This is a genomic window from Roseivivax sediminis, from assembly GCF_900112685.1.
GTDB classification, from domain to species: domain Bacteria; phylum Pseudomonadota; class Alphaproteobacteria; order Rhodobacterales; family Rhodobacteraceae; genus Roseivivax; species Roseivivax sediminis.
Genome location: NZ_FOMS01000010.1, coordinates 64,331 through 78,532 on the forward strand (window position 1 = coordinate 64,331; position 14,202 = coordinate 78,532).

Genomic DNA, 14,202 nt, shown 5'->3' on the forward strand with positions numbered 1-14,202 from the left:
CATGGTCACCATCGCCCCCTCCATCCTCGCCGCCGACTTCGCCGCCTTCGGGGCCGAGATCGCGGCCGTCGAAGCCGAAGGCGCGGACTGGATCCATGTCGACGTGATGGACGGCCATTTCGTGCCCAACATCACCTTCGGCCCCCAGACCTGCGCCGCGATCCGCCCCCATATCCGCACGCTCATGGACGTGCACCTGATGATCGCCCCGGTCGATCCCTTCATCGACGCCTTCGCCGCGGCCGGCGCCGACATCCTGACGGCGCATGTGGAGGCCGGCCCGCACATCCACCGCACGCTGCAGGCGATCCGCGCCGCCGGCTGCCGCCCGGGCGTCGCGCTCAACCCCGGCACCCCGGTCGAGGCCGTGCGCCCGGTCCTCGACCTTGTCGATCTCGTCTGCGTGATGACCGTGAACCCCGGTTTCGGCGGCCAGAGTTTCATTGACACCTGCCTGCCCAAGGTCGCCCAGCTGCGCGCCTGGGCGCCGCACCTGCACATCGAGATCGACGGCGGCGTCGGCCCGGGCAACGCCCGCCGCCTCGTCGAGGCCGGCGCCGACGTGCTGGTCGCGGGCTCTTCGGTCTTCAAGGGCGGCTCGGTCGCCGATCCCGCGCCCTACGGCCAGAACATCCGCGCGATCCGCAAAGCCGCTACCTCCGTCGCGGCCTGACCCGGCCGCCGCACCCGGCCCCGCCGCAGGACGCCTCCGGCGGGAGTATTTGGAACGAGAAGAAGGGCAACAGCGCGCGCCCCCTCTTCTTCTCGTCGAAAATACTCCGGGGAGCGCGAGGGGCTGGCCCCTCGCCCTTTCATTGCCGGGCACCGCGCCCCCTTTCCGCCCCCGCTGCAATGGCCTAAACACGCCGGCAACCTGAACACCCGAGCTTGAGGAGCGCGCACAATGGCGTCCTACCAGTACGTCTACCACATGGACGGGGTCTCGAAGACCTATCCCGGCGGCAAGAAGTGCTTCGAGAACGTCCGCCTGTCCTTCCTGCCGGGCGTGAAGATCGGCGTCGTCGGCGTCAACGGCGCGGGCAAGTCGACGCTGCTGAAGATCATGGCGGGGATCGACAAGGACTTCTCCGGCGAGGCCTGGGCGGCGACCGGCGCGCGCGTGGGCTACCTGCCGCAGGAGCCGCAGCTCGACCCCGCGCTCGACGTGCGCGGCAACGTCATGCTGGGCGTCGCCGAGAAGCAGGCCAAGCTCGACCGGTTCAACGAGCTGGCGATGAACTACTCCGACGAGACCGCCGACGAGATGGCCGCGCTGCAGGACGAGATCGACGGCGAGAACCTGTGGGATCTCGATTCGAAGGTCGACGTGGCGATGGAGGCGCTGCGCTGCCCGCCGGACGATGCCGACGTCACCTCCCTGTCGGGCGGCGAGGTGCGGCGCGTCGCGCTCTGCCGGCTGCTGCTGGAAGCGCCGGACATGCTGCTGCTCGACGAGCCGACCAACCACCTCGACGCCGAGACGATCGCCTGGCTGCAGAACCACCTGATCGAGTACAAGGGCACGATCCTGATCGTCACCCACGACCGCTACTTCCTCGATTCGATCACCGGCTGGATTCTCGAGCTCGACCGCGGCCGCGGCATTCCCTACGAGGGCAACTACTCGTCCTGGCTGGAGCAGAAGCAGAAGCGGCTGGAGCAGGAGGCGCGCGAGGACAAGGCCAAGCAGCGCACGCTCCAGCGCGAGCTGGAATGGATGCGGCAGGGTCAGAAGGCGCGGCAGGCCAAGTCCAAGGCGCGGATCTCGGCCTACGAGAAGATGGCCGGCCAGTCCGAGAAGGAGCGTGTCGGCAAGGCGCAGATCATCATCCCCAACGGCCCGCGCCTGGGGTCCAAGGTGATCGAGGTCGAGAACCTCAAGAAGGCCATGGGCGACAAGCTTTTGATCGAGGATCTGTCGTTCTCGCTGCCGCCGGGCGGCATCGTCGGGGTAATCGGCCCCAACGGCGCCGGCAAGTCGACCCTGTTCAAGATGCTGACCGGGCAGGAAGAACCCGACGCCGGCACGCTCGAATATGGCGACACGGTCGAGCTGTCCTATGTCGACCAGACGCGCGACGATCTGAACCCCACCGACACGGTGTGGGAGGCGATCTCGGGCGGGGCGGAGCTGATCCAGCTCGGCGACGCCGAGGTCAATTCGCGCAAGTATTGCGGTGCCTTCAACTTCAAGGGCGGGGACCAGCAGAAGGTCGTCGGCCAGCTTTCGGGCGGGGAGCGCAACCGCGTGCACATGGCGCGGCTTCTGAAGTCGGGCGGCAACGTGCTGCTGCTCGACGAGCCGACCAACGATCTGGACGTGGAGACGCTGCGCGCGCTCGAGGACGCGCTGGAGGATTTCGCCGGCTGCGCGGTGGTGATCAGCCACGACCGCTTCTTCCTCGACCGGATCTGCACGCACATCCTCGCCTTCGAGGGGGACGCGCATGTGGAATGGTTCGAGGGCAACTTCGAGGATTACGAGGAGGACAAGAAGCGCCGCCTCGGCCCCGACGCGGTCGAGCCGAAGCGGGTGAAGTTCAAGAAGTTCGCGCGCTAGGCAGAGCTGCCGGCCGGCACAGCTCTTGGCCGAGGACTGGCACTCCGGCTCGTCGCCGTCTTCGCGGCGCGACGTGCCGCCGCCCGGCCACCGGCTGCCGACCGCAAGATCCGGAGGCGGGCGAGCGGCCTTGTCTCGGCGCGGGCGCGCGCCATTTATGATAGACGGCCCCCGTCATTCCCAATTCGGATCGGACCCCAATGAACTCCATGGAAGAGTCCTTCGCCGCGCTCGAGACACGGATGAAGACGCACAGCGCACGCGCCGCAGAGCGCGCGTTCAAACCCCAGAAAGAAACGCCCACGAGCCGGGCAGAGATCACCGATCGCGCGGCGCGCGAGATCATCGAAGCGGAAACCTCCAAGCGTGCCGAGACCACGGCCCGCCTCCGGGCACAGCGGCTTGCCCGCGAGGGAAAGACCGACTGACGGCGATTTCTCTGGACAAGGTCGCCCGCCTCTGTCATACGCGGCGGGCTGACGATCTTCTCTTTCGACCCTGCTGTTATCCGCTCACACCGGCACTCAGGTCCATCGATACGGATTTGACTTTGCCGGGCTGCCGCACTTTCGCGGGCAGTGGATATCAAGACAAGGACGAAAAAAATGGCCAATGGTACCGTGAAGTGGTTCAACGCCACCAAAGGCTTCGGCTTCATCGCACCCGACGGCGGCGGCAAGGACGTGTTCGTGCACATCTCCGCCGTGGAACGCTCGGGCCTCACCGGCCTCGCAGACGATCAGAAGGTCACCTTCGACCTCGAGAACGGCCGCGACGGGCGCCAGAGCGCGACGAACCTGCAGCTGGCCTGATCCGGCCCACGCCACAGGCAGACAGATTGAAGGCCGCCCCACGGGCGGCCTTTTGCGTTACGACTGCGCCGGTCGTTCGTGCGACCTCAGAATTTCTTCTTCTTGGCGTATTTCATCACACCGTTCACGATACGCGCCTCTGGGCTGCGTTTCTTCACCGGACGGTTGGCGGCGGGACCCGCATGGGCGCCGCTCGACCGGCTGCTGCGCGCGTAGGTGGACACCGCCTTCTTCACCAGACCCTTGATCGACATGGTTTCAACTCCTCTCCAGCTCGGCGAGACCGTCGCCATCTGTGAGGGGAACGCCGATCCCGCCCCGCCGGGTTCCCACCGATCCCGTCCCCGGCCAGCCCTTGCCCATGGACGCCGCGCAGCCCGCGCCGTACCACTCGCCGGATGAAGGACAATCCGCCACTCGGAATCGCCCTGATGATGGCTTTCTGCCTGCTCGCCCCGTTCGGGGACGCGTTGGCGAAGATCGTCGGCGATGCCGTGCCGCTGGGCCAACTCGTCTTCCTGCGATTCGCCGTACAGGTCGCGGTGCTCCTGCCGCTGGTCGTGGCAACCGGGCGCACCCTGCGCCACGGGCCGCGCGTCACCTGGCGGATCGCCCTGCGCACGGTGCTGCACATCGCCGGCATCGGCTTCATGTTTCTCAGCCTGCGTTACCTCCCGCTGGCCGACGCGATCGCCATAGCCTTCGTGATGCCCTTCGTCCTCTTGCTGCTCGGCTGGCTGGTGTTGGAGGAGGAGGTGGGGCCGCGCCGACTCATCGCCTGCGCCGTGGGCTTCGCCGGCACGCTCATGGTCGTGCAACCCGCGTTCGAGGAGGTCGGCGCCCCGGCGCTCCTGCCGCTGGGGGTGGCGTTGACCTTCGCGCTCTTCATGCTGACGACTCGCACCATCGCGCGCGAGGTCGATCCCGTGTCGATGCAGGCGGTGTCGGGCACCATGGCGCTCGCCTTCCTGGCGCCGCTGCTGATCTTCGTGCCGCACCCGGAACTGGCATGGACGGGGCCGCAGCCGATCTGGTCCATCGTGCTGGCCATGGGGCTCCTCGGCACGGTCAGTCACCTTCTGATGACCTGGTCGCTGCGCTACGCGCCGGGCGCCACGCTCGCGCCGATGCAATATTTCGAGATTCCAGTCGCCACGTTCTACGGCTGGGCGATCTTCGGCGATCTGCCGAACGGCATCGCCGCCGCCGGCATCGCCGTGACGGTGGCCGCCGGCCTCTACATCGTCATGCGCGAGCGGGCCACGATGCGGGCGTCGAAAGCAGCGCCGCTTCCAGCGACCCCGCCGCCGCCGCCGGCAGAATGAGCAACAGGCGCGGCACCGCTGTCCACAGCCGCACCGGCCCCGTCGCCGCGTTCGACGTGCCCACCACGCCGTCCGGCGCGAAGTGCAGCCCTTCGATCGGCCAGCGCAGGCCCTCCGACCGCCCCGTCACCGGCCCCAGCGGCCAGAGCGAGACCCGCGTCCCTTCCCCTGGATCGAAGGCGATCTCGGGCGGCAGGAGCGCCACCGCGTCGTCCGCGCCGACCAGCAGGCACGGCCGGTCGGGATAGCGCGCCAGCACCGACAGCACCGCCAGCCCATGGTCGAGCCGCGCGCCAAGAAACCCGTGCGCCACCACCAGCGGCGCCCGGACATGACGCAGGCACTTGTCGAAATCGGTGGAGTCCTGCTCTGCGATCCGATGCACACTGTTCGGTGGTATCGCCGCCAGCCCGGCGGACGAGATCGAATCCATGTCACCGATCACCGCGTCCGGCACGATGCCCTCGGCCAGCAGCCGGTCGGCGCCACTGTCGGCCGCGACCACGCCGGCGGCCCGTGCCGCGGCGGCACGCAGCGCCGGCCCGGAGGTCTCCGCGCCGCCCACCAGAAGGACCGCGCCGTCGCGCGACAGGATGGTCTTGCTCATCCCGAACTTTTCTCCCGCCATCAACCTGAACACAATGAAGTCACGAAATGATACGGTCAGGGGCACAGAGTCGCGCCGGTTTGGTCCCGGTCACGATGGTAAACACTCTGTTGCGATGTGACTGAAAAGTGAGCCGACCATGGTGAGTACGAGCAAGATCCTGACGGTGTCCTACGGCACGTTTTCGTGCACCCTCGAGGGGTTCGACGATTCGTTCGACACCATGAAGGCGATCGCGGAGTATTTCCGGGATCTGGCGCAGGACGACCGTTATTTCGGCGCCGAGCCGCCGACCCCGGACGCCGAGATGCTGGCGCGAATCGCCGAACGCGAGATCGCCCGCCGGGTCGAGGCGCGCGTGCAGGACGGCAGCGTGGTGCTGCGTCCGTCCCTCGGCCAAGGCGCAGAGGGCGCAGGCGTCGCGACGACCGCCCAAACCGAAACCGCGGCCGCCGCCGCACCCGAGGCTGTCACCGCCCCGGCCCCGGCAGCCGCGGAACCGGCTCCTGAAGCCCCCCCCCCGGAGCAGCGCACGCTCGCCAGGGCGGCCGAAACCTCAAGCTCCTTCCCCGCGGAAGCAAAGATCGCCGGCCCCGAGACCGGGGCAGACGCAGCCAATCCGGGCGGGCTTGCCACCCTCGCCGCCGCCTCCGGCGCCTTCCCGCCCGAAGCGGACGAAGCCAGCGCCTCGCCAGAATGGGACACGGTCGCCGAAGATCCGGCCGCCGCGCTCGCCGTCGAAGAAGCCGTTGGCGCAGCCGGTGCAACGCCGGACGCGGACGAGATCGGGGCGCCCGACGCCGCGCCCGCCGATCCCAAGGCGTTCGCCGGGACCGACCTCCACGGGCCGGAACCGGTCACGCCTGCGACCAACCCCGATGACAGCATCTCCGAAAAACTCCGCCGCATCCGCGCCGTCGTCGGCACCTCCGCCGTTGGCGCGCTCGTCGCCTCCGCCGACACGGAGGAGGACGAGGGGCCCCGGGCCCACATCACCCTCGGCGACGACATCGCGGAAGAGGAAGCGGACGCGCAACCCGACACCATCTTCTCCGACTCGATCGCGGCGATCATGGCCGATTCCGTGAGCGAAGAGGACCAGACCGCGGACAAGGAGAGGCCCGAGACGGCCCGCGCGCGCGTTTTGAAGGTCAAGCAGGCGGAATTCGACGCCGCCGTCGCCGCCGGCACGCTCGAAGCCGTGGAGGACGACACCCGCGCCGAAGGGCCGGACCCGGCGGGCTCCTCGCTTTCGGACGAGGACGAGAAAGACCTGGCCCGCGAACTCGCCGCGCTCGAGGCCGAACTCGCCGGTGACGAGGCGCCCGAAGCCGATGACACGCACGCACTCGACGACGAGTCGGATGGCATCGACGACGTGGTGGCCGACGCCGGACCGGCCGAGGACGCCTCGCCAGAGGCGGAAGAAGACCCCGCTGACGCCCTCGCTGACACGGACGATCGCGCCGCCGAAATAGACGAGGACGACGGGACCGCCGACGCCTTCGAGCGCGAGCTCGACGCAGCCTTCTCCGACCTCGGCTTCGACACCGACGAGGAGGCCGAGGCCGACACCCCCGCCGGGGCCGACCAGGCATCCACTCCGGCACCGGAACCCGACGAGGGTCCGGAGGCCGACGACGCGGAACTCGGCCACGCCCGCCGCGCCGTCAAGCTGGCCAATCCCGGGCGCGCGATGCTCACCGAGACCCCCGTCGAGGAAGACGAGGGCGCGGTGTCTCGCCTGATGTCGGACGCCGACCGTGAGTTCGAGGAACCGGAGGGCAACCGCCGCCGCTCGGCCATCGCGCATCTGCGCGCGGCGGTCGCCGCCACCCGCGCCGACCGCCTGCTCGGCCGCCGCCGCGACGATGCCGAGGCCGCCGAACCCTACCGCGAGGACCTGGCCTCGGTGGTGCGGCCGCGCCGCCCCCAGCCGGCCGAGGACGGCGCCGCCGCGTCGCCGCGTCCCGCGCGGCCCGCGGCGACGCGGCCGGCGCCACTCAAACTCGTCGCCGAGCAGCGGGTCGATACCGAGAGCGCCCCGGCCGGCGCCTCCGAAGAGCGGCCCGCCGGGGCGGTCCGCCCGCGCCGCATCCGCCGCAGCGCGATCGAGGAGGCGGCGCCTGCCCCGGCCGCCCCGGGCCAGAGCTTCGCCGATTATGCCGACAGCGTCGGCGCCCGCGCCCTGCCCGACCTGCTGGAGGCTGCCGCCGCCTACATGTCCTACGTGGAGGAGCGTCCCCAATTCTCGCGCCCGCAGCTGATGACCAAGCTGCGCGAGGTCGAACCGGCCGAATCGAGCCGAGAGGACCGACTGCGCAGCTTCGGCCAGCTCTTGCGCGAGGGCAAGATCGCCAAGCTCGAGGGCGGCCGCTTCACCGCCTCGGACCGCATCGGCTTCAAGCCCGAGCGCGCGGCCGGCTGACGCCGCCGCTGCGACCGAGGACCGAAGGCGCGTCCCGGCCAGGGCGCGCCTTTTCGCACCAGCGCGCCTGCGAGGGGCCAGCCCCTCGCGCTCCCCGGAGTATTGGAGGCCCAAAGAAGCAGGGCTGGCGGAGATATGGAGCGGCGGCCGCTCAGTGATCGTCCGGGGGCGCCTCGCGGCCCACGCCCTTGAACACCGCCCTGAGCGGCAGGGCCCAGACGATCCCGAGGACCACGTAGATCAGCAGCTCCAGCAGGATCGGCGGGCGGTCGAACAGGGTCACGATCGTCGTCGCGACAACAATGTAGACCGGGATCCCCACGATCAGGATGAGAAGCGCGAGGCGGCGGCGGGTGCGATATCCGAGCTTGGCCATCAATCCGCAAATGGATCCGTCACCAGGATCGTGTCGTCACGTTCCGGTGAGGTCGACAGCAGCGCCACCGGACATTCGATCAGCTCTTCCACTCGCCGGACATACTTGATCGCCTCGGCCGGCAGATCCGCCCAGGAGCGGGCCCCCTCGGTCGATTGCGACCAGCCGGGCATCTCCTCGTAGATCGGCGTGCAACGGGCCTGGCTGTCGGCGGCGGTGGGCAGATGGTCCATGCGCTCCCCGTCGAGTTCGTAGCCGGTGCAGATCTTCAGCGTCTCGAACCCGTCGAGCACATCGAGCTTGGTCAGTGCGATGCCGGTCACGCCGGAGATCGCGCAGCTCTGCCGCACGAGGCAGGCATCGAACCAGCCGCAGCGGCGCTTGCGCCCGGTCGTGGTGCCGAACTCGTGGCCGCGCTCGCCCAGGCGCTGGCCGTCCGCATCGTCGAGCTCGGTCGGGAACGGGCCCTCGCCCACCCGGGTGGTGTAGGCCTTCACGATTCCCAGCACGAAATCGATCGCGGACGGGCCGATCCCGGTCCCCGTCGCCGCCTGCCCGGCGATCACGTTCGACGAGGTCACATAAGGGTAAGTGCCGAAATCGATGTCGAGGAGCGCACCCTGCGCCCCTTCGAACAGGATCCGCCGCCCGGCGCGGCGCTTTTCGTTCAGCACCTTCCAGACCGGTGCGGCGTATTGCAGGATCTCCGGCGCGATGGCGCGCAGATCGGCGATCAGCGCGTCGCGGTCCACCGGCTCGAGCCCGAGGCCCGCGCGCAGCGCGTTGTGATGCACCAGAGCCCGATCCACCCGCACCTCGAGCGTGCGGTCGTCCGACAAATCGGACACCCGGATCACCCGGCGGCCGACCTTGTCCTCGTAGGCCGGGCCGATGCCGCGGCCCGTGGTGCCGATCTTGGCGACGGAGTTCTGCTCTTCGCGTGCGCGGTCGAGCTCCCCGTGGAACGGCAGGATCAGCGGCGTGTTCTCCGCGATCATCAGCGTCTCGGGCGTGATCTCCACCCCTTGCTCGCGGATCGAGGCGATCTCGCGCGCGAGGTGCCATGGATCGAGCACCACGCCGTTGCCGATCACCGACAGCTTGCCGCGGCGCACCACGCCCGAGGGCAGCGCGTGCAGCTTGTAGACCTCCCCGCCCACGACGAGCGTGTGACCCGCATTATGCCCGCCCTGGAAGCGGGCGATGACGTCGGCCCGTTCCGACAGCCAGTCGACGATCTTGCCCTTGCCCTCGTCGCCCCACTGCGCGCCCACGACCACAACGTTCGCCATCTGCCTGACCTCTTTCGCCTGCGGCTTCCAAACGCGCCCCTCTTATCGGGGTGCGCAGGGTGGTGAAACCGTTTTCGGCGGGAAAGGCGCAAGGGCGGTGGGGCCGGGCCGGTCAGCGCCTTGATCGAGTGTCTCGTGCGCACACGCCGGCCTACCGCACCTCCGACTCCAGCCGACGCAGGTGCGCCGCGGTGTCGCGCGCCTCCACTGCCGCTTCCCGCACCAGCCCGTCGAAATGCTGGGTCAGCAGCCGGATTCGCGCGCTTTCCCGGAACGCCAGGTAGAAATGCCCGACATAGATCACCCCGATCCGCGGCCCGAAGAGCGAGATCGGCGCGCTGAACACCCGCCGCGCGTCGAAAAGGTAAAGCCGCAGCGCCGGGTAGAACTCCTCTGCCGTGGCCGCGAGCCGCGCCAGTTGCTCGCGCCGCGCCGCCGCCGGCAGGCCGCGGTAATACCCCACCCCGGCGGCAAAGGCGTCGAGTTCGTGCAGCGGCATCGCAATCTCGTAATCCGACAGGCCCGCGTACAGCAGGTCGATCCGGTCGCGCATCGCGCGGATCGCCTGATCCGGGGTCTTGCCGAGGAAGGCAGCGTATTCCCAGCGCATCACGTTCTCGGTCTTGAAGATGTCGGGCAGCGTCGCCGGCACGTGCCGTATCTTGTAGCCCGCCGCCTCGCGGTGCCAGCCGAGAAGCTGGTCGTCCGAGGCCGTCCGCGCCGCCGTCGTCATCTGCACCGCCGCATCGATCACGTCGCCCGGCCGCTCGGGCCGCTCCGTCAGACCGAGCAGCCAATCGGTCGACACGCCGAGCGCCCGCGCACATTCCGCCGCCAGATGCGCGTTCGGCATCCGCGCCGCGCCCTCGTCCAGAAGCTGCGACACCGTAGAGCGGTTGACCCCGGCGGCCCGCGCGAGGGCACTGCGGTTGCTGCCGGCGACCTCCAGCGCCTCGGTCAGCCGTTCACGAAAAAGCGCGGCGCGCTGCCGCTTGTCCATTATGGCCATCAGGTAAGCACTTTTATTAACAATCGCCATGTTCTGTCGACAAGAGACGGAATACACGACAGCGCCCGCCTGGGATACCCCGGCTCCACCCCTCACAAATACGCGGAGAAGACACATGGAAACGCGCGCCCGCACCCTGACCAAGGCCATTCTCTGGCAGGCCCTCGGCCTCGTGGTGATGACCGCGCTCGGCTGGCTGCTGACCGGATCGGCGGGCACCGGCGGCTCGCTCGCGCTCGCCTCCACGCTCGTCGGGCTCGTCACCTATGTCGTCTACGAACGGGTCTGGGCGGGCATCCGCTGGGGCCGGCTGCCGCACGATCGCACCGCCTGACGCGGCGCCGGCCCGCTTGCCCTTGCGCCGCAACTTCCCTAAGTAGCGCGCAGCATTCCGAGAGGCCGCCCGACATGCAAAACGTCATCCTGATCGTCCACCTGCTGCTCGCGCTGTCGCTGATCGGCGTCGTGCTGATGCAGCGCTCCGAAGGCGGCGGGCTCGGCATGGGCGGCGGCGGCGGCGGCGGCGCGATGAGCGCGCGCGGCGCCGCGACGGCGCTCGGCAAGCTGACCTGGATCCTGGCGGCGGCCTTCATCTGCACCTCGCTGACGCTGACGATCCTTGCCGCGGCGGACGGCTCTGGCACCTCGATCATGGATCGCTTCACCGGCGACGGCGGCGCGGCCGAAGAGAGCGGCGGCACCGCCGGCGACGGCCTCGATACCGATGCGCTGCTGCCGCCGCCCTCGGCCGGCAGCGAAGACGAGGACGGCGCACCGCTGGTTCCGCGCGCCGACTGACGGCGCGCGAGCTTCCACCACACGTTGCGGATTTGACGCGCTGACACAACAGCATCTTGCGGTCGGCTTGCCTTTCGCGTGCGAATCCGCTATTTGTTAAATCCCGTGATGCTGCGGTCCTTCGGGGCCGTGGGACCAAGACAGGCACATGGGCCCCGCGCTGCCACGCCGGGTCCCTGAACGCACGATCACGGGGGCCTCGGGCACATGGCACGCTTCATCTTCATCACCGGCGGTGTGGTCTCTTCGCTCGGCAAGGGGCTGGCCTCGGCGGCGCTCGGCGCGCTTCTGCAGGCGCGCGGCTTTTCCGTCCGGCTGAGGAAACTCGACCCCTATCTCAACGTCGATCCCGGCACGATGTCGCCCTTCGAACACGGCGAGGTCTTCGTGACCGACGACGGGGCGGAGACCGACCTCGACCTCGGCCATTACGAACGATTCACGGGCGTGCCCGCCCGCAAGACCGATTCCATCTCCTCAGGCCGGATCTACATGAACGTGCTCGAGAAGGAGCGCCGCGGCGACTACCTCGGCAAGACGATCCAGGTCATTCCGCACGTCACGAACGAGATCAAGGACTTCATCTCCATCGGCGAGGACGAGGTCGATTTCATGCTGTGCGAGATCGGCGGCACCGTCGGCGACATCGAGGGCCTGCCCTTCTTCGAGGCGATCCGCCAGTTTTCCCAGGACAAGCCGCGCGGGCAGTGCATCTTCATGCACCTGACGCTCCTGCCCTTCATCAAGGCGTCGGGCGAGCTCAAGACCAAGCCGACGCAGCACTCGGTGAAGGAGCTGCGCTCCATTGGCATCGCGCCCGACATCCTCGTCTGCCGCTCCGAAGGGCCGATCCCGGTGAAGGAGCGCGAGAAGCTCGCGCTCTTCTGCAACGTCCGTCCCGAAAGCGTCATCGCCGCGCAGGACCTGCCGTCGATCTACGACGCGCCGCTGGCCTATCACCGCGAGGGGCTCGACCAGGCCGTGCTCGACGCCTTCCAGATCAGCCCCGCGCCGCGTCCGGACCTGCGCCGGTGGGAGGACGTGTCGGACCGCATCCACAACCCCGAGGGCGACGTGAACGTCGCCATCGTCGGCAAGTACACGCAGCTTGAGGACGCCTACAAGAGTATCGCGGAGGCGCTGACCCATGGCGGGCTCGCCAACCGCGTGAAGGTGAACATCGAATGGGTCGACGCGGAGGTCTTCGACAGCGAGGATCCCGCCCCGCACCTTCAGGGCTACCATGCCATCCTCGTGCCCGGCGGCTTCGGAGAGCGCGGCACCGAGGGCAAGATCAAGGCGGCGCAGTTCGCGCGCGAACACAAGGTGCCTTACCTGGGGATCTGCCTCGGCATGCAGATGGCGGTGATCGAGGCCGCCCGCAACGTCGCCGGCGTGTCGCGCGCCGGATCCGAAGAATTCGACCACGAGGCCGGCCGCAAGCGGTTCGAGCCGGTGGTCTACCACCTCAAGGAATGGGTGCAGGGCAACGCCAAGGTCAACCGCCGCCCCGACGACGACAAGGGCGGCACCATGCGCCTCGGCGCCTACGACGCGGTCCTGACCGAGGGCTCGCGCGTCGCCGGCGTCTACGGCGCGACGGCCATCGACGAACGCCACCGCCACCGCTACGAGGTCGACATCCAGTACAAGACGGCGCTGGAGGAGAGCGGCCTGACCTTCTCGGGCATGTCCCCGGACGGCAAGCTGCCCGAGATCGTCGAATGGACCGATCACCCGTGGTTCATCGGCGTCCAGTTCCACCCCGAGCTGAAGTCGAAACCCTTTGACCCGCATCCTCTTTTTAGGGACTTTGTTCGGGCGGCGAAGGATGTGTCGAGACTTGTCTAGACCACAACACTATGATATGTAATGGGCTGTAACCACTAGAAATGGTGAAAGACATGTCGGGCAAACGCGTATTCATCGGGGACTCAGTCCGTCCCACAGGATCAGGCAGTTCATCGACTCCTTCCGGAAGGTCCGTAACGCCAACCGGCTCTGGATCCACGTCAAGCGGACGAGGTTCCACACAAGGCTCGGTGCAACCGACTGGTTCCGGAGGCACCGGTACGACCAGCGGCGGAGGTAGTACTGGCGGCAGAAAATAATCACTTTCGTCGAGCCTCTCTTCTAAAATCAACCTCTGCGATCTGATCGGCAGGTATGTAAGTTAGGCGGCTTCCTAGGTCGTTCGTTATTTCGGTCGCAGGACGACTTTCATTCTTCTCAAAAATATGAGTAACATACATAGCGACGGAGCCGTCAGACCCAAGAACACAGGGTCCGTTGGGTAGATCATTGTAATCCCCAAGAGGGAAGCTTTCTAGCGAACGCCCATCTTTAAGACTGACGATCAACTGGCAATATGCAACATCTTGAGTTTGGATTACCGTGTCCCAAGCAGTTGGCAAACCGTCTTCTTGCGCCCCGGCCAATAAGTTGATTTTGTCTGACACCCAGTCTTTTAAGAATCGCCTCCATGCAATGGCTATGAGACATGGGAAAACAACGGATACAACGCCGGAGATTTGGTGCTTCCAGTGATTATCACCAAGAGCACTATCAAGAATTGATAAAGAAATTAATGAAAATCCGCCGAAAACCAAAACAATTGCGAATGCATCAAAAGCCCGATGGTTCATGCGGCGACCAGAGTAAGCTATAACGTAAGCTAAATATCCTCCGATCAGGACCGCTTGTGTCTGCCAAGAAAGAGATAGAAGCTCTTGCACCCGATCACCCAAAACTTCTGAATTAATTCTACTTCATATCACTCTAAGCTTCGCGAGTACATTCTGGAGTTCCTGTAAAAATTTGGACTGTGAGCGAGTCGTTCGTGGTCTATGGGGCTCGCAAGACCCAAGCCGCGCCAGCGCCGACCCGCGGGGTGGCGCTCCGACCCTCCGAGCGGGTGCGCTTTATCCCGGCCACATCCGAAAGACCTCCGAGGCTCCACCAGGCCCAACCAAAGCGCCGCCCCGGGGGGCGGGTC

General features: G+C 67.5%; 15 protein-coding genes. 9 read left to right on the top strand and 6 right to left on the bottom strand.

Annotation, left to right across the window (positions count from 1 at the left end; translation table 11 throughout):
• Position 1 precedes the first annotated feature (1 nt).
• The 4 genes from rpe (at position 2) to F3H57_RS15595 (ending at position 3,372) form a co-directional block, all read left to right on the top strand.
• Positions 2-673 carry a ribulose-phosphate 3-epimerase gene (gene rpe, locus F3H57_RS15580; protein ID WP_149756854.1) on the top strand — a complete coding sequence of 224 codons (672 nt, stop codon included), beginning with the start codon at positions 2-4 and terminating at the stop codon, positions 671-673.
• Positions 674-904: 231 nt separating this feature from the next.
• Positions 905-2,560, top strand: a complete 1,656-nt coding sequence (ettA, locus tag F3H57_RS15585) for an energy-dependent translational throttle protein EttA (RefSeq protein ID WP_149756855.1) — start codon at positions 905-907, stop codon at positions 2,558-2,560.
• 200 nt (positions 2,561-2,760) lie between these two features.
• Positions 2,761-2,988 carry a hypothetical protein gene (locus F3H57_RS15590; protein WP_223163101.1) on the top strand — a complete coding sequence of 76 codons (228 nt, stop codon included), beginning with the start codon at positions 2,761-2,763 and terminating at the stop codon, positions 2,986-2,988.
• 177 nt (positions 2,989-3,165) lie between these two features.
• Entirely contained in the window at positions 3,166-3,372 is a 207-nt protein-coding gene (locus tag F3H57_RS15595; RefSeq protein ID WP_149756856.1) for a cold-shock protein, read from the top strand.
• An 86-nt stretch (positions 3,373-3,458) separates the two neighbouring features.
• Here F3H57_RS15595 and F3H57_RS22290 read toward each other — a convergent pair whose 3' ends face one another.
• Positions 3,459-3,626, bottom strand: coding sequence for a hypothetical protein (locus F3H57_RS22290; protein ID WP_188129710.1), 168 nt, complete (start codon positions 3,624-3,626; stop codon positions 3,459-3,461).
• A 144-nt stretch (positions 3,627-3,770) separates the two neighbouring features.
• On the opposite strand from F3H57_RS22290, the gene F3H57_RS15600 reads away from it, so the two are divergent.
• The gene (locus F3H57_RS15600; RefSeq protein ID WP_223163102.1) at positions 3,771-4,697 is read left to right on the top strand and encodes a DMT family transporter; all 927 of its coding nucleotides are present in this window, start codon (positions 3,771-3,773) and stop codon (positions 4,695-4,697) included.
• On the opposite strand, the gene F3H57_RS15605 is transcribed toward F3H57_RS15600, so the two are convergent.
• On the bottom strand, positions 4,618-5,304 hold the full coding sequence (locus F3H57_RS15605; RefSeq protein WP_149756858.1) for a thiamine diphosphokinase: 687 nt from the start codon (positions 5,302-5,304) through the stop codon (positions 4,618-4,620). The genes F3H57_RS15600 and F3H57_RS15605 overlap by 80 nt on opposite strands.
• Positions 5,305-5,443: 139 nt before the next feature.
• Between F3H57_RS15605 and F3H57_RS15610 the strand changes: the two genes are divergently transcribed.
• Positions 5,444-7,732, top strand: coding sequence for a midas domain-containing protein (locus tag F3H57_RS15610; RefSeq protein ID WP_149756859.1), 2,289 nt, complete (start codon positions 5,444-5,446; stop codon positions 7,730-7,732).
• Between the two features lie 151 nt (positions 7,733-7,883).
• Here F3H57_RS15610 and F3H57_RS15615 read toward each other — a convergent pair whose 3' ends face one another.
• The 3 genes from F3H57_RS15615 to F3H57_RS15625 form a co-directional block, all read right to left on the bottom strand.
• A complete protein-coding gene (locus tag F3H57_RS15615; protein ID WP_149756860.1) occupies positions 7,884-8,108 on the bottom strand; it encodes a DUF2842 domain-containing protein in 225 nt (74 codons plus the stop codon).
• Positions 8,108-9,400 carry an adenylosuccinate synthase gene (locus F3H57_RS15620; RefSeq protein ID WP_149756861.1) on the bottom strand — a complete coding sequence of 431 codons (1,293 nt, stop codon included), beginning with the start codon at positions 9,398-9,400 and terminating at the stop codon, positions 8,108-8,110. Before F3H57_RS15620 ends, F3H57_RS15615 begins: the two co-directional genes overlap by 1 nt.
• Positions 9,401-9,551: 151 nt before the next feature.
• Entirely contained in the window at positions 9,552-10,409 is an 858-nt protein-coding gene (locus F3H57_RS15625) for a helix-turn-helix domain-containing protein (protein ID WP_316633477.1), read from the bottom strand.
• A 115-nt stretch (positions 10,410-10,524) separates the two neighbouring features.
• Between F3H57_RS15625 and F3H57_RS15630 the strand changes: the two genes are divergently transcribed.
• The 3 genes from F3H57_RS15630 (at position 10,525) to F3H57_RS15640 (ending at position 13,058) form a co-directional block, all read left to right on the top strand.
• A complete protein-coding gene (locus F3H57_RS15630; RefSeq protein WP_149756862.1) occupies positions 10,525-10,743 on the top strand; it encodes a DUF2061 domain-containing protein in 219 nt (72 codons plus the stop codon).
• Between the two features lie 74 nt (positions 10,744-10,817).
• The gene (secG, locus tag F3H57_RS15635; protein WP_149756863.1) at positions 10,818-11,207 is read left to right on the top strand and encodes a preprotein translocase subunit SecG; all 390 of its coding nucleotides are present in this window, start codon (positions 10,818-10,820) and stop codon (positions 11,205-11,207) included.
• A 207-nt stretch (positions 11,208-11,414) separates the two neighbouring features.
• Entirely contained in the window at positions 11,415-13,058 is a 1,644-nt protein-coding gene (locus F3H57_RS15640; RefSeq protein WP_149756864.1) for a CTP synthase, read from the top strand.
• Between the two features lie 260 nt (positions 13,059-13,318).
• On the opposite strand, the gene F3H57_RS15645 is transcribed toward F3H57_RS15640, so the two are convergent.
• The gene (locus F3H57_RS15645; protein WP_149756865.1) at positions 13,319-13,942 is read right to left on the bottom strand and encodes a DUF6338 family protein; all 624 of its coding nucleotides are present in this window, start codon (positions 13,940-13,942) and stop codon (positions 13,319-13,321) included.
• Between the last annotated feature and the right edge of the window lie 260 nt (positions 13,943-14,202).